This window comes from Mycobacterium sp. NGS40 (genome assembly GCF_059812735.1).
In genome coordinates, this window is record NZ_JCALDG010000003.1 from 116045 (window position 1) to 138779 (window position 22735).

The following is a 22735-nucleotide window of genomic DNA, read 5'->3' on the forward strand; positions in this document are numbered from 1 at the left end:
ATGAGAGTGCCAATCGATGCCGATCGCTCGCCTATATTTGCTGGATAGAGGCATCAATCTAAATTGTTAGGCTCGACTAACTTCAGATTGTGGCAAATCGATCTAGTGCTCTTACGGGAACTCTTTGGGCGGTGGGCTAGGTTCGGGGGAGTGTCTGGTGCGTCTGTACGGCAGCCGTGGAACATCAACATCCACTACGACGCATTGCTGGAGTCGGGGGTTCCGCGTGACGCCCGCCGGGTCCTCGATGTCGGATGTGGCGACGGCTTCCTCGCCGCGCGGCTGGCCCGCCGAGTCCCTGAGGTCACCGCGCTGGATGTCGATGCTCCCGTGCTGCGCCGTGCCCAGGCCCGGTTCGCCGCGGCGCCGGTCCAATGGATGCACGGTGACGTGATGACGGCGGACCTGCCCGGCTTCGATGCGGTGGTGTCCAACGCCGCACTACATCATCTGGGCGACACCGGTCCGGCACTGCACCGGTTCGCCGACCTCATGCGCCCCGGCGGCACGCTGGGCTTGGTCGCGTTCGTGCGGCCGTCGCCGCGAAACGGCGTGTGGCACCTGACGTCGTGGGTGGCGTGCGCGGTTGTGAATCGCGTCAGGGGCAAGTGGGAGCACACCGCGCCGATCAACTGGCCGCCGTCGGCAACGCTGCGTCGGCTTCGGGCCGACGCCCGCACGGCGCTGCCCGGGGCGACGGTTCGCCGGCTGCTCTACGGTCGCGTGCTGATCACCTGGGTCAAACCCGTGGGCAGTTAACGATCCGGCCCCATCGCCGCGGCCGCGGCCGCCGTGAACATTTCGACGGCCTGCTTGCGGGTCAAGGACGCCATGAATTGTGCGGCGGCCTTCATGACGTCACCTGCCAGCAAGGTCGGGCCGTTGGCCAGGTTGTCGAAGGCCTCCGCGATGATGTCGTCGACCGAGGCGGCACCCGCGGGCACCTCGTCTGGCGAACCGATGTTGCCGCGACTGTATTCGAGTTCCCGCAAGGCGGGAGTGTTGGTCTTGCCGAGAATAAGTCCCAGGACGTCGACGCCCTTGTCGTGCAACTCGGCCCAGAGCGCTTCGGCGAAAACCATGTCGAACGCCTTCGTCGCACCATAGGCAACCATGTTGGGTCCGCCGGCCAATCCCGCGCCAGACCCGAAGATGACGATGCCGCCGCTGCCCCGCTCGACCATCGCCGGGGCGAAGTGATGGCACAGCTGCATCGGCACCATGCAGTTCCGGTAGACCATCGCCTCGGCGGCACCGATCGGATTGTCAAGGAATGGCTGGTAATTGGGATCCGCGCCGGCGCAGTACACCAAGAAACCGATCTCCAGGTCTCGGGTGGCTTCGGCCACTTTGGCGGCCGCGCCCGAATCCGCGAGATCGACTGCGAGAGTGCGGGTTTGGACATGGGACTCGGATTCGATCGCGGCGGCAACCTGATCGAGCACCGCTTGGCGGCGCGCAAGGAGTACGACGTTGACGCCGCGTTCGGCCAGTCCTGCGGCGAATGCCGCACCCACGCCGTCGGAGGCGCCGGCGACCAGCGCCCACGGGCCGTACTTCGCGGCGAATGTCATGAGCGCTCCCTACGGGCCGAACGTTGTGATGCGAACCTGCGTGAACCGGCGTCGTGCAATGCGCCAGCCATCGGCGGTCCGGACGATCTCGTCGTCGTAGAAGCCCCATGCGTTGACGCCGGATTGGTTGTCGCCGAACATGATTACCGCATCGATGTAGGTGCGGGCCGATGCCTTGTCACCGTCGAGTGTGACTGCAAGATTGGACAGACGATGCAGGGTGTGGCCCGCCAAGGCGTGCGTGGTGTCCATGAACTCGGTCACTTCGTCCACGCCGTGCCAGGTGCCGATCTCGCCATAGTCGAGCTCGCAGTTGTCGGTGAAGACGGTGCGAAACAGCGGCCAGTCGCGGCGATCGATCCCGGTGGCGTAGCGCACCAATAGATCGCAGATGTCCTGACGGTCTTCTCGTTCGGTCACGCCTGCCTCAATTCGGGTCTCCGTTCGGGTGGACCACGATGCGCGGCGGCCCGTCGGATCGGCGGGCGAGGTCCAGCGCGTCGGGTACGTCGTCGAGGCCGATGACCTTCCCGATGCTGGGGAGCGGATCCAGCGTGCCCGCCGCGACGGCCTCGAGGGTTCCGTACCAGTCCTGGGGATGCGGGCCGCCGCCGAATTGGATTGTGACGCCTTGGCGGGTCGCGGTGGTGATGTCCAGGGTGTCTCCGGTGTACCAGCCGCCCGCACAGTAGATGCGGGTCATCATCTCGGCGGACTCGACGATGTTCTGAATCAGGCCGGCGGCGCCCACACATTCGAATACCACAGCCGGCCCGGGCAATCCGCGCTCGCCGCGAGCCTCTCGGAATGCGTCCACCCATGACTTCTCCGCGGGGTCGACGACCACGTGCGCGCCGAAGCGGGCTCGGGCGAGTTCGCGGCGGTCGGCCTTGAAGTCGGCCACGATGATCGGTTCGACGCCGCGGGACGTCAGGGCGGCAACGGCCGACAGGCCGATCGCCCCAGCACCGACGACGACGGCGACCTCGCCCGGCTGGATGTCTGCCGATCGCACATAGAACTCGCCGACCGCGAAGGCGTCGACCAGCGCGACAGCGTCGCTGGCGACGTCACCGGAGACGGCCTTGGCCGCCGCCTCTGAAACCACCAGCAGCTCACCGAAACTCCCTGGTGCCTCGGGGTGTTGGCCGATGATCCGCACTCCGCCGGCGCCACCGTCGACCAGGCGTATCGGTATCGAGGTCACCCGGGTGCCCACGGCGAACTGATCCGAGCAGCCGGGTCCGTGCCCGATGACCTCGCCGACGAATTCGTGACCGAGCACGATGTCGCGATCGGTGTCGTACAACGAGCGTCCGGTCGGATCGTCGATGGCGAGCTCGGGGTGGTCCATGAAGTGCACATCCGAGGCGCAGATCGCGGTGCTCAACGTGCGCAGCAGCAGTTCACCGGGCCCGGGCTCGGGGTCGGCCGTCTCGCGGACCGTCAGCCGACCGTCTCTCAAAACCACAGCGCGCAAAGCGTCTACCTATTTTCTCGAATAATCGAGTTAATCTGTCGAATGTTCGCTATAACTGTAGGAATTCGGTCGCAAAGGAGTCAAGCCATTCGCGGATCCACCTCGGCGCCGACCGCGCGGGTACTCGATGTCGTCGAGTTGCTGGCACGGTCCGGAAACACGCGGATGCGTTTCTCCGACATCGTGCGTGAACTCGGTCTGACGCAGGGCACGGTGCACGCGATCCTCAAGACACTGTGCGATCGCGGCTGGGCGAGCCGCGACCCCGTCGCCAAGACCTTCTCGCTGGGCCCGGCGCTCGCCGTCGTGGGTGCGCGAATGGATACCGCTCGGCCGCTCGCGCACGCCGCGCGGTCGGCGGCGCTGCGAATTTCCCGCGAGGTCGGCTACGCCGGCTCGGTGGTCGAGCGGTTCGGTGACTCGTTGGTAGTCACGGCTTTTGAGGGCGATCCCGCCACCCAGCCGGCGGGGATACCGGGCGACCGAATCCCCTACGCGCCGCCGTTCGGCGTCGCGTTCGCCGCCTGGGACACCGACGAGGAACAGCGCGCGTGGATTCGCCGCGGCGCGGGCAGCAACGCCGATCGCGTCCAGCGCCTGGAACACGTCTTGGCGCACACCCGCGAGCGTGGGTTCGACGTCGACTGGACAACGCCCGCGCTGGCGCAGGCCGTCCAGGTGGTCGGCACGCTGGACAGCGACGAGATGCCGACCCCGGTGCGCCATATCCTCGACCAGCTGCTCGTCGAGTTCACCACGATCGGCTTCCTGTCCGACGACAACCCCGGTCGCCGCAAACAGCCCGTCGTGACCATCGCCGCACCGGTTTTCGACCACCGCGGCCACGTCGCCATGATGCTCGCCGTGCACCCACTGTCTCCGCTGAGCGCGCGACAGATCCAGGTCATCGGCAACAAGCTCACCGCGGAGACCACGGCGATCAGCGAAGCCCAGCAACATCCGCCGGTCGTGGACCTTGAGGAGCGTCGTACCGCGCGGTAGTTTCAGGCCGTTTCGTCGCGGCCCGGCACTCCGGCGTCGAACGCGTTGAGCGTGACGGCGACCATCGAGAAACAGCCCACCAGAAATACGATCTCGGCCGCCCCGTGCTCACCGAAACATCCGACGGCGACGCGATAAGTGGTCTCGGGCAGGGCGCCGCCGCGGCTGAGGGCGGCGGCCATGTCGTAGGCGACCCGCTCGTCGTGGGTCAGATCGGCGGGGCGTTCGCCGGCGGCGATGGTAGCGACCTTGTCCTCGGGCAGCCCGGCGCGATCGGCGAAGTACTCATGCCCGTAGATCGCATAACGCGCCTTGAACTTCGCGACGGTGACCAGGATGACGAGTTGATGGACCCGGCCCGGCAGCCGGCCATGCTCCCAGAGTGATCTGTTGAATGCCCAAGCCGGCGAGCCGAATTGGGGATAGTGCAGCCAGCCGTTGAACGGACCGATCAGCGCACCGTCGTTGCGATGGGCGACGAGTTCACCGAAGTCGCTGTCGATCGCGGCTCGCATGTCGGCGTACAGCAGCTGCTGTGCGCCGGTCAAACCGGTCGGCGGCAATGGGGCAAGGCGCACGGCTTTCTCCTCACGCGATCGCACTGACTGAGTCCAGTGAAGTGCCGGCACGCGTCCGCGTCCACGACCGGGTTGCGACCACTGCTAAGTTCCGCTTTCTACCGCAGGTCAAGCCCGCTTAAGCTCATTTCATGGAACTGCGGCAGTTGCGCTACTTCGTGGCGGTTGCCGAAGAGTTGCACTTCGGACGCGCTGCAAAACGTATCCACATCTCGGGACCGGCGCTGTCGCAACAGATCATCACGCTGGAGCGAGAGATTGGAGCCGAACTTTTCGTGCGCGACCGGCGCAGCGTCCGGTTGAGCGAGGCCGGACGCGCCCTACTGCCCGATGCGCGCAGGATGCTGGCCCTGGCCGATGACGCCAGGCGTCGGGTGCAACGGGCGGCCGCCGACAGCGTTCCGGTGCGGCTGGGCTACGTCAGCTGGCTGCCGGACGACCTCACCGCGGTACTGGGGGCAGCCATATCCCTGCGACTCGACGAGTGGGTGCTGCCATCGCACGTGCAGGCCGATCGAGTTGCAGAGGGTGCCTTGGATATCGCGCTGACCTGGGTGACCGCCCAGCAGGCAAGTGAGCGCGGACTCACGACATATCTGGTGCGCGCCGAACCACTGCCCGCGGTACTGCCCGGGGTGAGCTCGGCTGAACCCATTGCAGCGCAACAGCTTACAGTTCTCATCGACGCCGACGAGTCGGCCTGGTCGTCGTGGAACCGCTTCGCCGGGGAGTTCGCGGACGCAACCGGTGCGCGCATCGTGCGCATCGACGACGGCGGTGTCACCGGGGATGCGTACTACGCCCATGTGCGCCGGATTGCCGCGCCAATTCTCGCGTCGCCCAAGCGGCACACCGCGGTGCCGCCGCCAAGTCTGGGGCAGCGCCCGGTCACCGATCCGGTGCCGCTTTGGACATGGTCACTCGTGCGCCGGGAGAACGACGACCGGGCCGGGGTCATGCGGGTGGTCGAGGCACTGCTGACAGTGGCGCAGAGAAGCAGCTGGCGCACCCCTCCTGCGCAACGATGGTGGATTCCCGCCGACGATCCACACCGCGGCGTGCTCGACGGTTCTGAGCGGCGGCAGGAAGCCACGCCGAACACACCTAAGCGACTGGTCCTGGACGGCTGATCCGGGCCGCGCTTGAGTGAGAGGCAGCAGCGGAAGGACGAAAAGCCATGGCACATCGGTATGTTGTGGACGAACTGGCCGAGTTCGTCGTCGGCGCCACGCAGTCGGATCTCAGTACGCATCCGCGGGAATTGCTCAAACGCAACGTGCTGGACAGCATCGCCTGCGCGATCGGTTCGCTCGACGGTGAACTGATCCCGGCGATCCGGGAGCACGCCGGCCAGTTCAGCGGCGGCACCTCGGCGACGCTCGTCGGTGGCGGCCGCGCCTCGGTGGACCAGGCCGCCTTCTTCAACACCGTGCTGGTGCGCTACCCCGACCTGCTCGACACGTATCTGACCATGGGCGGCCTATGCCACCCGGCCGACAACTTCGGTGCGGTCCTGGCGGTAGCCGAGCACGTCGACGCCACCGGGGCCGACTTCCTGCTCGCCCTCGCGGTCGCTTACGAGGTCCAATGTCGTTTCAGCGCACAAGTTCCGGTGATGGCACGTGGCCTCAACCATGCGCTGCAGCTGGCGATGTCGGTCGCGGCCGGATCGGCGAAGTTGCTGGGGCTGGACGCGCAGCGCACCGCGCACGCCATCGCGGCCGCCACGGCCGACAATGTCTCCCTGGCCGTGGTGCACGCCGAACCGGTCTCGAACTGGAAGGGCATCTCCCCGGCCGTCACCGCCATGCGCGCGGTCTACACCACGATATTGGCCAGCCGTGGGATCACCGGGCCCAAGTCGTTGTTCGAAGGCCCGAACGGGCTCGTCCAACTCTTCGATCAGTCAATCGATTTCAACACCGCCGACCGCGGACTGACGGCGGTCGAACAGACCTATCTCAAGCAGTACTGCGCACTGATCCACGGACAGGCCATCATCGATGCGCTCTTGGCGATCCGGGCGGACAACAAGCTGCGCGGCGACGACGTCGCGCGGGTGACGATCGAGGTGTTTCAGACCGCCTACGACATCGCCGGTGGGGGAGCATACGGCGACAAGGATCATCCGCGGACCAAGGAGCAGGCGGACTACAACCTCAAGTACCTCAGTGCCGTAGCACTGCTCGACGGAGGAGTGGGTCCCGAACAGCTTGAGAACGAACGTGTTCTGCGCGGGGACGTGCAGGAGCTGCTGGCGCGAGTGGATGTCGTCGCGGCGGCCGACCTGACCGCGGACTATCCGCGCCGCACCGCGACGCGCGTACATGTCCATACCCGGGACGGACGGGAATTCAGCCGCGAGGAAAGCGATTACGAGGGATCACCGACCCGGCCGATGACGTGGCAGCGCGTGGTGGACAAGTTCGGATGGCTCGCCGAACCGTTCTGCGAACCCGCGCTACAGACCGACATCGTCACCGCCGTCGACCATATCGACGACATCGCCATCGCCGGGCTCACCGAACTGCTCGGCACGGTGAGTCCGGTAGCGCAACATTCGCGCAGCCGGCCGCGGTTCTGACATCTGTGCGCGCCCTCTTGCATCGTCTGCTGCCCGCGTTGAATGATCGGCCATGCGCAAAGATCGCGGCATCAACCGCTGGGAGTTGGTCACCTGCGCGCTCGCAGGCCATGTGACGTACGCGCCCGAGGAGCAGGGGCTTGCCGACCGGCTCAGTGGCATGACCGGACTCGGCGAAGTGTGGCGGTGCCTGCGCTGCGGGGAGTTCGTCGTCGGCGAGCCTCATGGCCGGGGCCACGCCGAGGACGCGCCGATGATCATGCGTGGCAAGGCTTTACGGCAGGCGATCATCATTCGTGCCCTCGCGGTTGAGCGCGTGTTCCGGGCGGTGGTGATCGCGCTCGCGGCGTACGCGGTGTGGACGTTCCGCGGCGCACGGGGATCCATCCAGGCCACCCTCGATCGCGACCTGCCGATTTTTCGGGCCGCCGGATTCAGGGTCGACCAAATGACGCTCGTGCACGAGCTGGAAAAGGCGTTGGCCGCCAAACCTTCCACGTTGGCGCTGCTGACCCTGATGCTGACCGCCTACGCCCTGGTCGAGATGCTCGAGGCCGTCGGCCTGTGGTTACTCAAGCGCTGGGGCGAATACTTCGCGGTGATCGCCACCTCGGTGTTCTTGCCGTTGGAGATCCATGACCTGGCCAAGGGCATCACGATGACGCGGGTGGTCACCTTCAGCATCAACATCCTGGCGGTGATCTACCTGGTGGTCTCCAAACGACTGTTCGGCGTGCGCGGCGGTCGCAGGGCCTACGACGAGGAACGACGCGGCGAGCAGCTCCTCGACGTCGAGCGGGCCGCTATGACGACGTGATGGTCACGCCCTGGGGGTGATGAAAATGCCCTCGGCTTCCACGGTGACACCGTCCGCGTCGGCGATGTGGCCGACGGAGAACGTCTTAACCCCTTCGATGCGGTCGACGTGTGCTTCGGCCCGCAGCAGACGACCGAGCGCGGTGCGGCGCCGGTAACGCAAAGTCAGAGTGCCGGTATAGGCGGGGCGGCCCAACTTGTGCGCCGTCGCCCCCAGCACGTGGTCGAGGATCAGGGCGGACACCCCGCCGTGCACGTGCTCCGGTGGGCCTTCGTAGGCCGCTCCGAGATTGAACTCCGACCACACCAGTCCGTCGGCCTCGTGATGCAGCACCAGCGGTGGGGCGACCGCGTTGCGCAGACCGACCACCGCATTTCCCCATGCGACGGTGTCGCCGTCCGGCGTGGTGTGGACGCCGAAGGTCCCCGGCCGCACCGATGCACTCAATTCGTCTGCGGCCCTGTCAATTTTGGCCTTTGCCGCCGCGACGGTCGCGGGGTCCGCTTCGGTCCGAATGCTGAGATCGACGAGCCGGCGCACCGATTCGGCCAGCGGGCCGTAAATCGATTCGAGCCGGCGGTAGTCAATGCAGAGCATCTCGTCAGACATATAGGAAACCTAACAGTCCGCTGGCGGCATGCCGCCGGCGGATGTGGCAGACTGGACCTGCCCAGCGTTGGGCTTAGGGGATTTCCCTTGTGGCAGCGGCATTTTCGCCGGCGTGAAGCTAACCGTTATCGTCGGGGAACACGATGGGCGTGGGCTCCCGCGTTTCTGCGCCGCAGACCGGATTAGTGCTGGTCACGGGCGTGGTGAGCGGGAATAGATGCCGTGGAATGTGCGCTACCACACAAGCCGGATTATCACCGCGTTTACCCGCTTGCTGCACACTTGTAAAACAGCTGGGGTGAAATTGACGAGTCGGCTGACTAGGCCGGCGAAGGAGGGGTCGAGACTGTGCCTACACTGCAGACCTTGATCAACCAGAGCTCCACCAACCTCGAGGTAGTTGCCCCGATCAAAGCCCGCGCCTGCGACGCACTGAATCTTGTGCTGAGGAACAGGTCGCGCGGGCAGGCAGATGGCTCCCGCGTCATGCGCAGGGGCGCGGAGCGCTGCTGACCCCCTGACCGGGCCGATACAATCGCCGACGGTGCCAGAGCCAATGGCCGGCGATTGGAGTTTCGAGTTGTCCCCCAACCCAGCGCGGTGACGGTCGGCGTCATCTGTGCAATCCCGCAAGAGTGGGCTTATCTGCGCAGTGCGTTGTCCGGGGCGCGGCGCGAACAGGTCGCACAGGTCACCTTCGACACCGGCGAACTCGGTGCACAGCGGGTGGTGTTGGCCGCAGCCGGCATGGGCAAGGTCAACACCGGTCTGGTGGCGACGTTGCTGGCTGATCGATTTCGTTGCCACACAATCGTTTTCACGGGTGTAGCGGGCGGACTGGATATACGGCTGCACATCGGTGACATCGTTATCGCCGACCGGGTGGTGCAGCACGACTTCGGGGTCATCGAAAACGGGCGACTGGAGCCCTACCAACCGGGGCACGTCCCGTTCATCAACGCGACCGAGCGTTTCGGCTACCCGGTAGAACCCGAACTCTTCGATCGCGTTACCCGTCGTCTCGAGGGATTCACCCTTCCGGTGCTGCCACCGGCGGCGGGCGGCACCGGTACGCCGCCGCAGATCAGCTACGGCACTGTCTTGACCGGCGACCAGTACCTGCATTGTGAGTCCACCCGCGACCGGCTGCACGAGGATTTCGGTGGCCTGGCCATCGACATGGAGGGCGGCGCGCTGGCCCAGGTCTGCGAGGCATTCGGGATCCCCTGGCTGGTGATTCGCGCGTTGTCCGACCTGGCCGGCGCCGACTCCGGCGCCGACTTCAACCAGTTCGTGCAGCAGGTCGCGATCAGCTCGGCTCGGGTCCTGCTGCATCTGTTGCCGGCGCTGGACTGAGCCGGTCGTCCTGCGCGGCGCGCTCGCGTTCGCGCCGCCGCGCCCGCGAGGCCCGCAGGTTGGCGACGTTGCCGCACGTCTTGGCATTGCACCAGACGCCGCTGTTGTTCTTCGAGCGGTCATAGAAGGTCGACGCGCACGGTTGGTGATGGCATTTCTTGAGGCGCCGCCAGGTGCCGTCGCGTTGGCCCAGCAAGATCTCGCCCCACAATGCCGAGGCCAGCCAGCGCCAGCCGCTGCCCGCGGGTTCCAATCGGACATCGCCGGTCTCGGACACCGCGAAGGACGCCGAGGTCGCCGTCATGCCCGCCCCGGCCGCTGCTTCGCCGCGCACCAGCTGCGCGATCACCTCGCGCAATGCGCGAAGCTTCGGCAGGTCCGCGTCCGTGATGGCAGGCGGGTCGGCGGGCACGCCGCGGACCTGTGACCAGGTCCGTACCGCGCCGCCCACCCAGTCCCGCGCGAGCGTGGCGTCGTCGAGTAGATCCGGGCTGTCGCGCTTCACGTCGATGGTGTTGAGGAAGTCCTGGACCAGGCCGAGGCCGCCGGGTGCGGTCGCGAGTTCGTACCGGTGTGACGCAGACCATGAAGACATAACCAAATGCTACTTGACTATGTCGATAGCGGCAATTACTTTGACAGGGACAAAGCTATTTCACCTCAGTCAAGGAGTACGGATCATGGTCAACATCGAAGGCTCGACGGTCGTGGTAACCGGCGGACAGCGCGGACTCGGCAAGGCCATCGTGGACGAGTTCCTGCGTCGCGGTGCGGCCAAGGTCTACGCCACTGCACGCACACCCAAGCCCAGCACCGACCCTCGTGTCGTAAGTGTCGCGCTCGACGTTACCAAGTCGGATTCGGTTGCGGCGCTGGCGATTACCGCCGCCGACGCCGACATCGTGGTCAACAACGCCGGGATCCTCGGTGCGGCGAAGCTGCTGACCAGTGACGTCGACGAAGTCCGCGAAGTGTTCGAGACCAACTACTTCGGTGCGCTGCGGGTGGCCCAGGCGTTCGCCCCGATCCTGGCCGAAAATGGCGGCGGAGCGCTGGCGGATATCAGCTCCGTGTTGGCCTGGGTGGGCGGCTTCGGTGGCTATGGCGACTCCAAGGCCGCGATCTGGTCGCTGACCAACTCGCTGCGGGTCGAGCTCGAGAAGCAGGGCACCCTGGTCACCTCGGTGCACCTGGCCTACACCGACACCGACATGACCACGGGGTTCGACGTGCCGAAGAACGACCCGCAGGACGTCGCCAGGCAAATCGTCGACGGCATCCGGGACGGCGAGGCCGAGGTGCTGGCCGACGAGCAAACCCGTCAGGCCAAGACGGCTCTCTCGGGACCGGCCGAGTTACTGCGCATCGGCTGATCATCAGCCGGTTTGGGGGTCGGCACGATGCCGGCCCCCATTGCCGTACGCAACGTGTTTGGATTGGCGTATGGCTGATACCGATCCCGAAGGCATTGTCAGCGCCACCCGCGTCATCTCGGCCAGCGCCGAGCGCATCTTCGAACTGATCGCCGAGCCAACCAGTCAGCCCAGCTGGGACGGCAACAACAACCTCGCCTCGGCGCCGCCCGGGCAGCGCGTCCGTGCGGTCGGTGACGTGTTCAAGATGACGCTGACCAACGGTGCCGTGCGGGAGAACCACGTTGTGGAGTTCATCGAAGGCACCAAGATCGCTTGGCGCCCAGCCGAACCCGGAAAGCAACCGCCCGGTCATCTGTGGCGCTGGGAGCTCAGCGAGATCAACTCCACGCTGACCAACGTCACCCACACCTACGACTTCACCGCGCTGGCCGACCCGAAGCGGCTGGAGAAGGCGCATTCGACGACGTCGGAGATGCTGCGCGATTCGATGGACAAGCTCGCGATGCTCGCGCAGCGCCTCGGGTAGCGTCCGGCTTGCCGGACTGAACCTCAGCCGTTTTTGGCGCGCACCCACTGGAGCGTGCCGACGTTTTTGACGCGCACGCTCACGAAGCCGTTGTCTTCGAGAATGTCGCCGATTTCGTCTTCGCCGAAGATGTGCGCGCCGATGTTGGGCAGCAGCCGCCACGCCCGTGCGGCACGCCCCGCGGTCGGGACCATGATGGCCAGCCGTCCGCCGGGTCGCAGCACTCGCGCCATCTCGGCCAGCGCGGCCGCCGGATCTGGAACCAATTGCAGTACCGCCATCGAGACCACCGCGTCGACGGTGTCGTCGCGCAGCGGAAGCCGTTGTGCGTCAGCCCTTATGAAGCCGACGTGCGGGCCTGCCTCGTTGCGCACGGCCCGGGCCAGCATCGCCTCGGAAATGTCGACGCCCAAGGCCAGTCCGTCCTTGCCGGCCGCGCGCGCCAGCGACGCGGTGACGGTGCCCGGCCCGGAGCCCACATCCAGCGCGGTTCCGCCCGGCGGGATGTCCAGCCAGTCGGCCGGGTGCTGCAGCGCGGCGATCAGCCGTCGGGAGAAAGCCTGCGCGTTGTCGTAAAGCATCGAGCCGATGGGCGATGCCCACGCCGCCTGGATCGGGCCGGTGTTCTTCGGGATGTCTTCGTCGCCGAGCAGATCGAGGTACCCCTTGCTGGCATCCGGAATCGCCGGCGGATCGGCAAGCAAATCCAGCGCACGGCGCAACGCGGGCGGAAGCGAGACGTGCACGTCGGTCATGCGTACTCCTTCGATCAAATGTCAAGCTGTACGCCGAAATCCGGGAGCCGCGACGCTGACAGCTTCCCCAACGCAGCCTACGCGCGGGCGCCCGGAGCCTCGACTCGCCGAGTGGTGGCGTTCGTCAGCGCTTGACGACCGCGTGCTCGCTTACCAAGGCGTACAACCGCCACTGGCCCGGCACGCCTTTGAGCGCGGTCTCGCCGCGGTCGGTGAACCTGTGCCGTGAGCCGGTGACGATGTCGCGCAGCGTCGACGACACCAAGACCTCGCTCGGGCCTTGCCTGGGCGGCGACCCGGGCGCAAATGTGCACCGCCATGCCGGCGATGTCGTCCTTGACGGCGCCGCCGCGCACCTCCACCTCACCCGCGTGGATGCCCGCGCGCACCTCGATGCCCAGCACCCGAACCGCGTCGACGATGGCGTCCGCGCACGCGATCGCCGCGCTCGGGCTGCTGAACGTGGCGACGAATCCGTCTCCGGCCGTGTTGACTTCGCGCCCGGAGAAGCGCTGCAGTTCCCGGCGCACGATGGCGTCGTGGTTGTCCAGCAGGTCGCGCCATCGATCGTCACCGAGCAGGGCGGCCCGCTCGGTCGAACTGACGATGTCGGTGAACACGATCGTGGTCAGCAGGCGTTCGGCGTCCGAGCCGCCGCGCAGGCCGGTGATGAACTCCTCGATCTCGTCGAGCATCGGAGCCGTGTTGCCGGTCCAGTACAGGGCATCTTCACCCGGTAACTCCACCAGGCGCGACCCGGCGATGTGCTCGGCCATGTAGTGCGCGTGGCCGATCGGGCTGAACTCCGGATTGTCGCGGTGCAGGATCAACGTCGGCGTGGCGATGCGAGGCAGGATGTCGCGCACGTCGGAGCGCCGGATGGTCTCGATGACCACGCGCGCCATGCTCGGGGATGCGGCGCGGTTTCCGGACTGGTCCCACCACGCGCGGAATGCGTCGTCGCCGGCGACCGAGGGCGCGATGATGCCCAGCATGTCGAAGCCCTGCTCGACGGCGTCCGGTTCGACCCCGACCGTCGTGTACGGCGTTGCCTCGACCTCGTCGGTGCCGATCGGGTAGTCAGGACCACGCATCGTCCTTGCCGCGCCGTTGAAGATCACCAGGTTGCAAACCCGATCGGGGAATTCGGCGGCGAGCACCAGTCCGGCCAACGAGGTGAAGCCCGGGGCGAAAACCGTCGCCCGCTCGCACCCCGCCGCGTCCATCACCGCGATCGCGTCCTGTGCCCAGGACCTGGGCCCGATCATGTCCAACGAGGGAACCCGCGACGACATGCCGATCCCACGCTGGTCGAACCGGATCACCCGGCTGAAGGATGCCAGCCGTCGATGAAAGCGGTACATCGACGGCTCACTGTCGACGCAGTCAATCGGAATGAGGGGGCCCGGCAGCACCAGCAAGTCGATCGGGCCATCGCCGAAGACCTGATAGGCGATGTCGAGTTCGCCGCAACTGGCGTACCGGGTCCGCGGAACCGGCGCCACGCCACCAGGTTAATGCAGGGCTACGACAAATCCGGGGCCGAGCCGCCGATGATGGGCACCAGGTACCGTCCGGCGTACTCCCGAACGGCGGTGTGGTCCGAGATGTCGAGCCGATCGGTGGGGAAGACGATGATCCCCAGCGCCACCCGCAGCAGCACGTCGGCGATGTTGGCCAGGTCGGCATCGGGAATGTCCGCGCCGCATCGGCGCAACGTGCGGGCGATCCCGGCGGCGAACTGGCTGATCGGGAAGACATGCGACCGCGAGAACAACCCGAACAGCTCGGGTTCGCTTTCCACGATGCGTGAGTACAGCGGGGAGTCCTGGACCAGCCGTACGCCCAGCGTGAACGCCTCGACAACTGCTTCGGCCGGAGTGCAGCCCGCGGTGGCCCGGTCCAAGGTCGCGAAGAACATCTCGCCCTCGCGGCGGACCACCTGTTCGACCAGGTCGTCCTTGGTGGGAAAACGCCGATAGAGGGTGCTGCGGCTGACTCCGGCCCGGGTGGCGACGTCCTCCATGTTCGCGCGGCGCACGCCGTAGGTCTCGAAGACCGCGCGCGCGGTGTCCAGGATGGTGTCGTCCGTGTCGCTGATGTCGACGAGGGTGCCGTCAAGGCTGTGTTTCCGCATGGACGACGACCTCCTCGGCAATGTTGGTGCCAGAATGCTACGTTGAAACAAAGATACAGTTTTGTGTCACTGATTCACGGGAGGTTGGGCATGACCGCCCAGAAGGACCAGTTGGCCGGCCCGACGGCCGGCGCCCGTTTCGACATCGGTGTTCGCGAAGCCGTCCCGGTGCTGGTCGAGGGACCGGTCGACGACGAGATCGCCGAGACCGCGCCGCGGCTGGGGCCCGATTCCCTGATCTGGAAGTTCTATGGCGATCACCGCACCCAATTCTTCGGGTTCCAGCGCGTCGCGGGTGTGGAGAACTGCATCGAGCAGCTTGCCCAGGGAGTGCTCGATCACTCGGTGATCTTCAGCGACACCTTGGGCCGCGCCAAGCGAACCGCGCCGCCGTTGATGAAGACCGTCTACTCCGACGATCCTTACGAGTGGGGTCGCAAGGTCCGCGACTTCCACAAATCGATCAAGGGCACCATCAGCGACGGCTCGCGCTACCACGCGCTCAACCCCGAGTTGTTCTATTGGGCGCACGCGACTTTCGTCGACCAGGTCATCTACAACACCGACACGTTCATCCGGCGGCTGTCGGAGGCGGAGAAGCAACGGATCTTCGACGAGGGCAAGGTCTGGTACAGCCTCTACGGCGTCAGCGGGCGCGGCCAGCCGCAGACCTATGCCGACTTCGTCAGCTATTGGGACGACATGCTCGAGCGGTTCGTGCCGCACAAGACCGTCCTGTACGGCACCGGCTACATCCGCAAAGGGATTCCGGGACCGCGTTGGATGCCCAAGGGCATCTGGAAGGTCTTGTCCGCGCCGCTGAACGCCTACACCCGTCTCGTCCTGGTCGGAACCATGCCGCCACAAATGCGCGAGGTGTGCCAGCTCGAATGGGATGCCAAGAAGGAGAAGCGGTTTCAGCGCTTTGCGGCGGTCGTGCGTGCGCTCAATCCGGTGCTCAACCGGTTTCCGCTCTGGTTCCTGTACACGCCGTGGGCGGTGACGGCGTGGCGGCGGGCGGGCGTCGATCCGCGCCGGCTGCACAACCGCGCCGGCTAGGTGATTCGCAGCAGCCGTTCGGCATTGCCGTGTGCGATCTTCTCGCGGTCGGCGCGCGCCAGCGTCGTCTGTTCGAATCCCTGGACGGCGTCGTAAGAGGATTCGTAGGGGTAGTCGATGGAGAACATCAACGCGTCGGCCCCGACCTCCAGCACGGCTCCGAGCATCACCGCCGGTGAAAACACGCCACTGTTGGTGAAGACGACGTTGGTGCCGAGGTACTCCGAGGGCGCGCGCCGCAGCGTGCTGGTCTCCGAGAGCGATGTCGAGGCGAAGCGGGAGTCGATGCGGCTGCGCTGGAACGGCAGAAACTCGCCCAGGTGCCCCAGGATCATCGTCGCCGCGGGATGGCGGTCGAATACGCCGCTGAACAGAATCCGCAGCGCATGCCCGCTGACCTCGGCGGCCCAGCTCCAGGTTGCACCGTACAGCTCGGGTCGCCCCTCGATGACCTGCCAGTGATCAGCCGGCGGTGCGCCGGGGTGCAAATACAGTGGCACGCCAAGAGATTCGACCGCCGCCCACAGCTCGTCGTATTCGGGCGCATCCAGGTAGCGACCGCCGGGTCCGGTGATGCAGTCGTTGACCAGCGCGCCGCAGAATCCGTCCTGGGTGACGGCGTGTTCCAGTTCAGTCACCGCCGCGGCGGGATCCTGCAAGGGCAACGCCGCGAATCCGCGGAAGCGGTCCGGATTTTCACCGATGGCCTTCGCCAGGTAATCGTTGGCGAAGCGCGCGTTGTCACGGGCATGTTCGGCGTCGATGTCGACCTGCAGACCGGGAGACGTCAGCGAGAGCACCTGGATGTCGATGCCGGCATCGTCCATCTCGGCCAGCCGGTGTTCGGCGAAGTCGGGGAGCCGCAGTTCGCAGCGCCGGGCCCATTCCGTCGTCATGCGCTTCTGCAGCTGCTGATGCTCCGTGGTGGGCTGACGCTCGGCCAGCTCGGGGATGAAAAATGCTTCCTCCAAGGCGATGTAGCGCATCGGCGTTCCTCACTGTCGGATTACTCTGTCTCCGTTCGACTCTGCACTCCGGCCAGCTATTTGTGAAATGAATATCCTGCATAGCGAGTATGTCTACGGCGCATACTGGGCGAGTTGGTCTGAAGGGTGGTGACTCCGGCGGAAACTCGTGGTTACCTCGAGGCATATCGAGGCATCCCGCTACGTCAGCCCGAGCGTGAGGAGCACAACCGATGGAAATGACGGGTAATACCGTTCTGGTCACAGGCGGCGGCAGCGGAATCGGCCGCGGTTTGGCGGAGTCGTTCCATCGGCTCGGCAACCAGGTAGTGATCGCGGGCCGCCGTCGCCAGCTGCTGCAGACCGTCGTCGAGGCCAATCCCGGCATCGGCTACCTGTCACTGGATCAATCCGACGCGGCCGACGTGAGGCGCTTTGCCGTCGAGCTGACGGACCGCTATCCCGACTTCAACGTCTTGGTCAACAACGCCGGCACGCAGCGCGTCGAGGACCTAACCGCCAGCAACGTCGGCCTGGCGGAGCAGAGCATCGCGATCAACCTGCTCGGCCCGATCCGGCTCACCTCTGCATTGCTCCCGGCGCTCCTCAGAAAGCCGCGCGCCACGATCCTCAACGTGACGTCCGGGCTGGCCTTCATGCCCAGCGCGCTCACACCGACCTATTGCGCCTCCAAGGCCGCGTTGCACTCCTACACGCAGTCGCTGCGTTTCCAGCTTCGTGACACCGCGATCCAGGTCATCGAGATCATTCCGCCGCATGTGCAGACCGCGCTGCAGGGCGACGAGCGCGGATTCGACCCGAGAGCGATGCCGCTGGACGACTATGTCGCGGAGACGATGTCGCTGCTACGGACGGAACCCCTGGCCGACGAGATCGTCGTGGAGCGTGTCAAGAATTTCCGCTACGCCGAACGCGACGGCACCTACCGCGACATCTATCCGGCCTTCAACGAGGCGATGACGGCCTGGCTGCGCAGTGCGAGCACCACCCAGGGTGCCCGCTGAAAACCTTACGGCCACACGGAATTCGCCGCGCCATGGGCTAACGTTCAGTGTTTGTATGCCCGGTGAGGTCCGAGCCTGCGTGGCGGGCGGAACCGGCATAAGACAGGATCGAGGGCATGGCCGATATCGACTTCTCGTTGTTGGACGTCCCGAGATCGGCACCGATCGACGACCCCGAGGCTTACCTGCGCGCGGCGATCGCGTGGCACTTCGGTGCGGACACCGGCTCCGCGTTTTGGCTGCGGACCGCCGAGACACTGGACTTCGACCCGTTGACGGACGTCAAGACCTTCACCGATTTGCGATTGTTCCCCAACCTGCTCAGCGAATTGCGCAATGTTCCGGTCGAGGATCTGATCCCGCGGGGATACGGCGCCCCGCCGCCGGTGCCGCAGGTTTTCGAATCCGGCGGGACCACCGGGGCTCCGAAACGTACTGCGCAGCTTCCCGATTGGGTCGCACAAGTCATCGAATGGCAAACCGAGGACTTCGCCACCGGCGGCTTCCAGCGGGGCCGGGGCTTCCTGTGCCTGATGCCGAGCGGTCCGCACGGCGTGGGCTTTTTCTCGCGGCTGGTCGCCGAGCGGCTCGGCTCGGCGTTTCACGCGATCGACATCGATCCCCGCTGGGTGAAGAAGATCGCCGCGCGCAATGCCGCCGGAGAAGTCGCGGCCTACGTCGACCACGTCCTCGAGCAGGCGGTTCACGTGCTGCAGACGCAGCACGTCGCGAACCTGCACGCCACTCCGCCGTTACTGGAGGCGATTGCCCGCAACGACGACCTGGTGGACTTGGTGAACGCCAAGATCCGCTATCTGTTGCTCAGCGGCGCGCACGTGGACGCGGACACGCTGGACCTGTTGCGCGACATCTTCCCCGAGACGACGATCACGATGGCGTTCGGCAGCACGATGATTCTGTCGCAGGCCGTCACCCGGACCGACGGCGACGCATTCGTCTTCGATCCGCGGACACCGTACGTCGTGTTCTGGGTGATCGATCCCGACACCGGAGAGCAGGTGCCCTACGGCGAACTGGGACAGGTGGTGATGAACCACATCAGCAAGGGCATGTTCCTGCCGAACAACCTGGAACGTGACATGGCGATCCGGATGCCCGGGCCCGCGGGCCAACTCAGCGATTCGGTCAGCGCGGTACGGCCGGTCGCCACTTTCGAGGGCGAGGCCGTCATCGAGGGCGTGTACTGAGGTGTCCGGTGAAACCCCAAGTGTGACAGCCGATTTAGTGCTACTCGACGCGCTCGGGCCTAGCGGCGAGTACCGGACCCGCAACCGTGAGATAGTGGCCACCACCGCAGGGGTGCCGGTCGCCGAACTGAGTTTGGTGCCAGCACTCTACGTGTCGCGCGCCATCGGCGCGCAGCGCAAGGTCGCGCCGCTGCCGGTCGCGGAGCGGGAAAAGGCATTGGCCGCCGCGGCCGACATCTTCCGGACCGCGCAGATCGGCGGCCTGGGCTTCGACGCCTATGTCGAACTGGCCAGCCGGATTTCGGGCGTACCGATCATGGTCACCCGGACCGGGGCCCGCAACGTCGCGGACGCCGTCGCGCACGCCTTCGATGCGGTGCGCCCGGCCCAGCCGATCGGCGCGGCCCGCGACTGGCGCGAAGAACGCACCCGTGCCGGCAGTGCGGTCTGGACACGGCGTGGCGAGATATTCGCGGTGCACGCCGCGGGAAACGGCCCGGGCGTGCACGGCCTGTGGCCCCAAGCGCTCGCCCTGGGCTACCGGGTCGCGGTGCGCCCGTCGCGGCGCGAACCGTTCACCGGGCATCGACTGGTTAGTGCCTTGCGCCAGGCTGGATTTCGGCCCGAGGATGCCGTCTTCCTGCCCACCGATCACGGCGGAGCCGACGAGATCATCCGCTGCGCCGACCTCGCGATGGTGTACGGCGGCCAGGACGTCGTCGACAAGTACGCCGTCGATCCGACGGTGATGGTGAACGGACCGGGCCGGGCGAAGATCCTGATCACCGCCGATCGCGATTGGCGTGACTACCTCGACCTGATCGTCGACTCGATCGCGAATCTCGGTGGTATGGCGTGTGTCAACACCACCGCCGTGCTCTACGAGGGCGACCCCGCCCCGCTGGCCGCCGCGATTGCTGACCGGTTAGCGGCGATCGAGCCACTGCCCACCGAGGACGAGCGGGCGATCCTGCCCACCCAGCCCGTAGACAAGGCGCAGGCGTTGGCCGGCTATCTGGCCACCAAGGCCGCCGGCACCACCGCGCTGCTCGGCGCCGACCAGGTCGTCGCCGCGTTGGGTGACGGCTATGCCGCGCTGCGCCCGGCCGTACATCTGCTGGCCGAGCCCGATGTCGACAAGCTCAACGTCGAACTGGCGTTCCCCTGCGTGTGGGTGTCGCCGTGGTCGCGCGCCGACGGCCTGACGCCACTGCGACAATCGTTGGTAATCAACGTAATTACCGGTGACGATGACCTGATCGACGACGTGCTGGCTGACCCCACCATCGGCAATGTCTACCGCGGTAACCACCCGACCTTCTACAGCGCGCCCGAGATCCCGCACGACGGATTCCTGGCCGACGTGTTGATGCGCAACAAGGGTTTCATCCGGGACTAGCGCTCGGCGATGTAAGGCAGCAGCGCCATCTCGCGGGCATTACGGATCGCGGTGGCCACCTGACGCTGCTGGCGCACCGTCAGGCCGGTAACGCGACGGGACCGGATTCGGCCCCGTTCGGAGAGGAACATCTTCAGCGTCGAAACATCTTTGTAGTCAACGTATTTGATACCGAGGCCGCTGAGCAGGTTCTTCTTCTTCTCGACCGGCTGGGTACGGCTTGGCCGGATCTTCTTGGCGGTCATCTACCAACTGGCCTTTCGTACGCCGGGAAGTTGCCCCTCGTGTGCCAGCTCGCGCACCCGCACCCGGGACAGGCCGAACTTGCGCAGGTGCCCGCGGGGACGACCGTCGACCGAGTCGCGATTGCGTACCCGCACCGCGCTGGCGTCGCGAGGCTGGCGGGCCAGTGCCCGTTGCGCGGCCAGCCGCTGTTCGGGAGTGCTTGCCGCAGAGCGGATGATCTGCTTGAGCATGGCGCGGCGCTCCGCGTAGCGGGCCACGATCGCGCGGCGCTGGTCATTCTTGGCGATCTTGGATTTCTTGGCCATTCAGCGTTCCTCCCGGAACTCGACGTGGCGGCGGATGACCGGGTCGTACTTGCGTAGCGTGAGCCGGTCGGGATCGTTGCGCCGGTTCTTGCGGGTGATGTAGGTGTAGCCGGTGCCGGCCGTGGAGCGCAGCTTGACGATGGGGCGAATCTCATTGCGCGCCATCAGATTCGCTGACCTTCGCGGCGCAGTCGCGCGACGACGGCCTCGATGCCGTCGCGGTCGACGACCTTGATGCCCTTAGCGCTGACTCGTAGCGTGATACGCCGGCCCTCCGAGGGCAGGTAATAGGTCCTGGTCTGGATGTTGGGCGACCACCGCCGCGAGGTACGGCGATGCGAGTGTGACACCGCGTTGCCGAAACTCACTGTGCGGCCGGTGACCTGACAATGCTTGGACATCACGCCTCCTCTCTGACGGTCGCCTTATTGAAAATCATTTTCGACAACGTCTGCTCGGCACTGTACCGTGGCGCAGGCGTTATTGAAAATCATTTGCAATAAGGAGTTGGGATGCGGACCCCGGTAGTGCTGGTTGCGGGTCAGGGCGACACCGACGCGGTGGCGGGGGCGTTCCTGCGCCGGCCTGCGACGGTGGTCGTCGAGCACCGGTTCGACGGCCACGTGGTGCGGCGCACGACGGCCATGTTGTGCAAGGGCGAGTTGACCACCGCCGAGGAAGCATTGGAGCTGGCGCACGGCTGCGTGTCCTGTACCGTCCGCAACGACCTGCTGATACTGCTGCGCAAGCTGGCCCGTCACGCCGGAGTCGAGCGCATCGTCGTGCATCTGTCGCAGTGGCTGGAACCCGAACCCATCTGCGTCGCGATCAACCACGTCCGGGTGCGTGTCGGCCCCGGCTACGCCGACGGCCCGGCAGCCCTGGACGTGGCGATCGCCGGGGTGGTGACGTGTATCGACGCCCACAGCTGGCTTTCCCGCGCGCTGGGCGAGGCCGTGCTGCGCGACGGTCGCACGATGGCCCAGGTCGTCGTCGGCCAGGCGGAGTTTGCCGACCTTTTGGTGCTGACGCGTCCGGAGCCCGTGACGCTGGCCGTGCTGCGCAGGTTGGCTCCGCGGGCGCGGATCACGGTGGGGCTCGAGCGCGTCGACATGGCGCTGGCGAACCTGGAGGACGACTCGCGACGGGGGCGCAGCGATCATCCGCATGGTTGGCTGCTGGCCGGCCGGCCGCCGCTGGGCGCCGAGGGAATGGTGCGAATCGTCGAGTTCAACGCCCGCCGCCCGTTTCACCCCGAGCGCTTGCACGCCGCCGTGGATCTGCTGTTGACCGGGGTGGTGCGCACCCGCGGCCGGCTCTGGCTGGCCAGCCGCCCCGACCAGGTCATGTGGATGGAGTCCGCCGGCGGCGGATTGCGGGTCGCCGGTGCGGGGAAATGGCTGGCGGCCATGACCGCGCAGGAGGCTGCCAAAGTCGACGCCGAACGGCGACTGTTCGCCGAGTTGCAGTGGGAATACCGCTTCGGTGATCGGCACACGGCGATGACCGTGCTGGTCTGCGGCGCAGAGCCGCCCGATCTTCTCGATGCCTTGCACGGGGCGCTGCTCACCGACGCGGAGATGGCGCAACCGCGCGAGTGGGGCGGCTACCCGGACCCGTTCGGCGACTGGCATGCGGACCCCTGCGACGAGTCCTCCCCGGGCTCCGAAGAAGTCGTGAGCGACGCCGACCGCCGGGAGTCGTGAACTCACACCTTCAGCCGGTACCGGGGTT

The 22735-nt window shown here is 66.3% G+C and carries 26 protein-coding genes and 1 pseudogene; 13 read left to right on the plus strand and 14 right to left on the minus strand.

Translation table 11 applies throughout. The annotated features are described in order from the left end of the window. The first annotated feature begins 150 nt into the window (after nt 1-150). On the plus strand, nt 151-759 hold the full coding sequence (locus tag AC5Y5O_RS06255) for a class I SAM-dependent methyltransferase (protein ID WP_096283557.1): 609 nt from the start codon (nt 151-153) through the stop codon (nt 757-759). On the opposite strand, the gene AC5Y5O_RS06260 is transcribed toward AC5Y5O_RS06255, so the two are convergent. The 3 genes from AC5Y5O_RS06260 to AC5Y5O_RS06270 are packed head-to-tail and all read right to left on the minus strand — an operon-like array spanning nt 756 to nt 3045. Then, the gene (locus tag AC5Y5O_RS06260) at nt 756-1574 is read right to left on the minus strand and encodes an SDR family NAD(P)-dependent oxidoreductase (RefSeq protein WP_500024261.1); all 819 of its coding nucleotides are present in this window, start codon (nt 1572-1574) and stop codon (nt 756-758) included. The two genes, AC5Y5O_RS06255 and AC5Y5O_RS06260, sit on opposite strands and share 4 nt — an antisense overlap. A 9-nt stretch (nt 1575-1583) precedes the next feature. After that, complete coding sequence (locus AC5Y5O_RS06265; RefSeq protein WP_500024262.1) at nt 1584-1994, minus strand: nuclear transport factor 2 family protein; 411 nt, start codon at nt 1992-1994, stop codon at nt 1584-1586. A gap of 7 nt (nt 1995-2001) precedes the next feature. Next, complete coding sequence (locus AC5Y5O_RS06270) at nt 2002-3045, minus strand: zinc-binding dehydrogenase (RefSeq protein WP_096283563.1); 1044 nt, start codon at nt 3043-3045, stop codon at nt 2002-2004. A 96-nt stretch (nt 3046-3141) separates the two neighbouring features. Between AC5Y5O_RS06270 and AC5Y5O_RS06275 the strand changes: the two genes are divergently transcribed. Then, nucleotides 3142-4056, plus strand: a complete 915-nt coding sequence (locus tag AC5Y5O_RS06275; protein WP_500024442.1) for an IclR family transcriptional regulator — start codon at nt 3142-3144, stop codon at nt 4054-4056. Between the two features lie 2 nt (nt 4057-4058). On the opposite strand, the gene AC5Y5O_RS06280 is transcribed toward AC5Y5O_RS06275, so the two are convergent. After that, nucleotides 4059-4634, minus strand: a complete 576-nt coding sequence (locus AC5Y5O_RS06280) for a carboxymuconolactone decarboxylase family protein (protein WP_500024264.1) — start codon at nt 4632-4634, stop codon at nt 4059-4061. Between the two features lie 131 nt (nt 4635-4765). Here AC5Y5O_RS06280 and AC5Y5O_RS06285 point away from each other — a divergent pair, with 131 nt between their 5' ends. The 3 genes from AC5Y5O_RS06285 to AC5Y5O_RS06295 all read left to right on the plus strand — a co-directional run bounded on the left by AC5Y5O_RS06285 (nt 4766) and on the right by AC5Y5O_RS06295 (nt 8035). Then, nucleotides 4766-5764 (plus strand): LysR family transcriptional regulator, encoded by a 999-nt coding sequence (locus tag AC5Y5O_RS06285; protein WP_500024266.1) that lies wholly within the window; start codon nt 4766-4768, stop codon nt 5762-5764. A 65-nt stretch (nt 5765-5829) separates the two neighbouring features. Next, nucleotides 5830-7218: an MmgE/PrpD family protein gene (locus tag AC5Y5O_RS06290; RefSeq protein WP_096283571.1), complete on the plus strand. Its 1389-nt coding sequence runs from the start codon at nt 5830-5832 to the stop codon at nt 7216-7218. Between the two features lie 52 nt (nt 7219-7270). Continuing rightward, nucleotides 7271-8035, plus strand: coding sequence for a DUF2127 domain-containing protein (locus AC5Y5O_RS06295; RefSeq protein WP_096283572.1), 765 nt, complete (start codon nt 7271-7273; stop codon nt 8033-8035). Between the two features lie 3 nt (nt 8036-8038). Here AC5Y5O_RS06295 and AC5Y5O_RS06300 read toward each other — a convergent pair whose 3' ends face one another. Further along, nucleotides 8039-8644 (minus strand): PaaI family thioesterase, encoded by a 606-nt coding sequence (locus AC5Y5O_RS06300; RefSeq protein WP_096283573.1) that lies wholly within the window; start codon nt 8642-8644, stop codon nt 8039-8041. A 600-nt stretch (nt 8645-9244) separates the two neighbouring features. Here AC5Y5O_RS06300 and AC5Y5O_RS06305 point away from each other — a divergent pair. Then, nucleotides 9245-10000 carry a 5'-methylthioadenosine/adenosylhomocysteine nucleosidase gene (locus tag AC5Y5O_RS06305; protein ID WP_500024269.1) on the plus strand — a complete coding sequence of 252 codons (756 nt, stop codon included), beginning with the start codon at nt 9245-9247 and terminating at the stop codon, nt 9998-10000. On the opposite strand, the gene AC5Y5O_RS06310 is transcribed toward AC5Y5O_RS06305, so the two are convergent. Beyond that, nucleotides 9954-10595 carry a CGNR zinc finger domain-containing protein gene (locus AC5Y5O_RS06310; RefSeq protein ID WP_243393726.1) on the minus strand — a complete coding sequence of 214 codons (642 nt, stop codon included), beginning with the start codon at nt 10593-10595 and terminating at the stop codon, nt 9954-9956. The two genes, AC5Y5O_RS06305 and AC5Y5O_RS06310, sit on opposite strands and share 47 nt — an antisense overlap. An 85-nt stretch (nt 10596-10680) precedes the next feature. On the opposite strand from AC5Y5O_RS06310, the gene AC5Y5O_RS06315 reads away from it, so the two are divergent. Further along, nucleotides 10681-11373, plus strand: a complete 693-nt coding sequence (locus tag AC5Y5O_RS06315; protein ID WP_096283576.1) for an SDR family oxidoreductase — start codon at nt 10681-10683, stop codon at nt 11371-11373. A gap of 70 nt (nt 11374-11443) precedes the next feature. Continuing rightward, nucleotides 11444-11902, plus strand: coding sequence for an SRPBCC family protein (locus tag AC5Y5O_RS06320; RefSeq protein WP_096283578.1), 459 nt, complete (start codon nt 11444-11446; stop codon nt 11900-11902). A 23-nt stretch (nt 11903-11925) separates the two neighbouring features. Here the strand turns inward: AC5Y5O_RS06320 and AC5Y5O_RS06325 are convergent, their stop codons facing one another. From AC5Y5O_RS06325 to AC5Y5O_RS06335, 3 genes and pseudogenes are all read right to left on the minus strand, one after another. Next, nucleotides 11926-12657 carry a class I SAM-dependent methyltransferase gene (locus AC5Y5O_RS06325; protein WP_096283580.1) on the minus strand — a complete coding sequence of 244 codons (732 nt, stop codon included), beginning with the start codon at nt 12655-12657 and terminating at the stop codon, nt 11926-11928. A gap of 124 nt (nt 12658-12781) precedes the next feature. Next, nucleotides 12782-14162 (minus strand): annotated as a pseudogene (gene lipJ / locus AC5Y5O_RS06330) (bifunctional lipase/adenylate cyclase LipJ). A 20-nt stretch (nt 14163-14182) separates the two neighbouring features. After that, nucleotides 14183-14794, minus strand: a complete 612-nt coding sequence (locus tag AC5Y5O_RS06335) for a TetR/AcrR family transcriptional regulator (protein ID WP_096283584.1) — start codon at nt 14792-14794, stop codon at nt 14183-14185. 90 nt (nt 14795-14884) lie between these two features. Between AC5Y5O_RS06335 and AC5Y5O_RS06340 the strand changes: the two genes are divergently transcribed. Beyond that, a complete protein-coding gene (locus AC5Y5O_RS06340; RefSeq protein WP_096283586.1) occupies nt 14885-15853 on the plus strand; it encodes an oxygenase MpaB family protein in 969 nt (322 codons plus the stop codon). On the opposite strand, the gene AC5Y5O_RS06345 is transcribed toward AC5Y5O_RS06340, so the two are convergent. After that, a complete protein-coding gene (locus AC5Y5O_RS06345; RefSeq protein WP_096283588.1) occupies nt 15850-16839 on the minus strand; it encodes an amidohydrolase family protein in 990 nt (329 codons plus the stop codon). The two genes, AC5Y5O_RS06340 and AC5Y5O_RS06345, sit on opposite strands and share 4 nt — an antisense overlap. Before the next feature lie 212 nt (nt 16840-17051). On the opposite strand from AC5Y5O_RS06345, the gene AC5Y5O_RS06350 reads away from it, so the two are divergent. The 3 genes from AC5Y5O_RS06350 (at nt 17052) to AC5Y5O_RS06360 (ending at nt 20450) form a co-directional block, all read left to right on the plus strand. Continuing rightward, nucleotides 17052-17843 (plus strand): SDR family oxidoreductase, encoded by a 792-nt coding sequence (locus AC5Y5O_RS06350; RefSeq protein ID WP_096283590.1) that lies wholly within the window; start codon nt 17052-17054, stop codon nt 17841-17843. 116 nt (nt 17844-17959) lie between these two features. Continuing rightward, on the plus strand, nt 17960-19051 hold the full coding sequence (locus tag AC5Y5O_RS06355) for an acyl-CoA synthetase family protein (protein WP_096283592.1): 1092 nt from the start codon (nt 17960-17962) through the stop codon (nt 19049-19051). Nucleotides 19052-19073: 22 nt separating this feature from the next. Beyond that, nucleotides 19074-20450, plus strand: coding sequence for an aldehyde dehydrogenase family protein (locus tag AC5Y5O_RS06360; protein ID WP_500024275.1), 1377 nt, complete (start codon nt 19074-19076; stop codon nt 20448-20450). On the opposite strand, the gene rpsR is transcribed toward AC5Y5O_RS06360, so the two are convergent. The 4 genes from rpsR to rpmB are packed head-to-tail and all read right to left on the minus strand — an operon-like array spanning nt 20447 to nt 21402. After that, complete coding sequence (rpsR, locus tag AC5Y5O_RS06365; protein WP_096283596.1) at nt 20447-20695, minus strand: 30S ribosomal protein S18; 249 nt, start codon at nt 20693-20695, stop codon at nt 20447-20449. The genes AC5Y5O_RS06360 and rpsR overlap by 4 nt on opposite strands. Beyond that, nucleotides 20696-21001: a 30S ribosomal protein S14 gene (rpsN, locus tag AC5Y5O_RS06370; RefSeq protein ID WP_096283598.1), complete on the minus strand. Its 306-nt coding sequence runs from the start codon at nt 20999-21001 to the stop codon at nt 20696-20698. Beyond that, complete coding sequence (gene rpmG / locus AC5Y5O_RS06375) at nt 21002-21166, minus strand: 50S ribosomal protein L33 (RefSeq protein WP_096283600.1); 165 nt, start codon at nt 21164-21166, stop codon at nt 21002-21004. Next, nucleotides 21166-21402, minus strand: coding sequence for a 50S ribosomal protein L28 (gene rpmB, locus AC5Y5O_RS06380; RefSeq protein ID WP_096283602.1), 237 nt, complete (start codon nt 21400-21402; stop codon nt 21166-21168). Before rpmB ends, rpmG begins: the two co-directional genes overlap by 1 nt. Nucleotides 21403-21513: 111 nt before the next feature. On the opposite strand from rpmB, the gene mrf reads away from it, so the two are divergent. Continuing rightward, complete coding sequence (gene mrf / locus AC5Y5O_RS06385; RefSeq protein ID WP_096283604.1) at nt 21514-22707, plus strand: ribosome hibernation factor-recruiting GTPase MRF; 1194 nt, start codon at nt 21514-21516, stop codon at nt 22705-22707. Nucleotides 22708-22735 lie beyond the last annotated feature (28 nt).

Coding starts and splice junctions, on each gene's coding strand:
- AC5Y5O_RS06355 (WP_096283592.1), top strand. CDS start 17,960: ATGGCCGATATCGACTTCTCGTTGTTGGACGTCCCGAGATCGGCACCG.
- rpmB (WP_096283602.1), bottom strand. CDS start 21,402: ATGTCCAAGCATTGTCAGGTCACCGGCCGCACAGTGAGTTTCGGCAAC.
- AC5Y5O_RS06295 (WP_096283572.1), top strand. CDS start 7,271: ATGCGCAAAGATCGCGGCATCAACCGCTGGGAGTTGGTCACCTGCGCG.
- AC5Y5O_RS06320 (WP_096283578.1), top strand. CDS start 11,444: ATGGCTGATACCGATCCCGAAGGCATTGTCAGCGCCACCCGCGTCATC.
- rpmG (WP_096283600.1), bottom strand. CDS start 21,166: ATGGCGCGCAATGAGATTCGCCCCATCGTCAAGCTGCGCTCCACGGCC.
- AC5Y5O_RS06315 (WP_096283576.1), top strand. CDS start 10,681: ATGGTCAACATCGAAGGCTCGACGGTCGTGGTAACCGGCGGACAGCGC.
- mrf (WP_096283604.1), top strand. CDS start 21,514: ATGCGGACCCCGGTAGTGCTGGTTGCGGGTCAGGGCGACACCGACGCG.
- AC5Y5O_RS06340 (WP_096283586.1), top strand. CDS start 14,885: ATGACCGCCCAGAAGGACCAGTTGGCCGGCCCGACGGCCGGCGCCCGT.
- AC5Y5O_RS06300 (WP_096283573.1), bottom strand. CDS start 8,644: ATGTCTGACGAGATGCTCTGCATTGACTACCGCCGGCTCGAATCGATT.
- AC5Y5O_RS06310 (WP_243393726.1), bottom strand. CDS start 10,595: ATGTCTTCATGGTCTGCGTCACACCGGTACGAACTCGCGACCGCACCC.
- rpsR (WP_096283596.1), bottom strand. CDS start 20,695: ATGACCGCCAAGAAGATCCGGCCAAGCCGTACCCAGCCGGTCGAGAAG.
- rpsN (WP_096283598.1), bottom strand. CDS start 21,001: ATGGCCAAGAAATCCAAGATCGCCAAGAATGACCAGCGCCGCGCGATC.
- AC5Y5O_RS06260 (WP_500024261.1), bottom strand. CDS start 1,574: ATGACATTCGCCGCGAAGTACGGCCCGTGGGCGCTGGTCGCCGGCGCC.
- AC5Y5O_RS06325 (WP_096283580.1), bottom strand. CDS start 12,657: ATGACCGACGTGCACGTCTCGCTTCCGCCCGCGTTGCGCCGTGCGCTG.
- AC5Y5O_RS06345 (WP_096283588.1), bottom strand. CDS start 16,839: ATGCGCTACATCGCCTTGGAGGAAGCATTTTTCATCCCCGAGCTGGCC.
- AC5Y5O_RS06335 (WP_096283584.1), bottom strand. CDS start 14,794: ATGCGGAAACACAGCCTTGACGGCACCCTCGTCGACATCAGCGACACG.
- AC5Y5O_RS06285 (WP_500024266.1), top strand. CDS start 4,766: ATGGAACTGCGGCAGTTGCGCTACTTCGTGGCGGTTGCCGAAGAGTTG.
- AC5Y5O_RS06350 (WP_096283590.1), top strand. CDS start 17,052: ATGGAAATGACGGGTAATACCGTTCTGGTCACAGGCGGCGGCAGCGGA.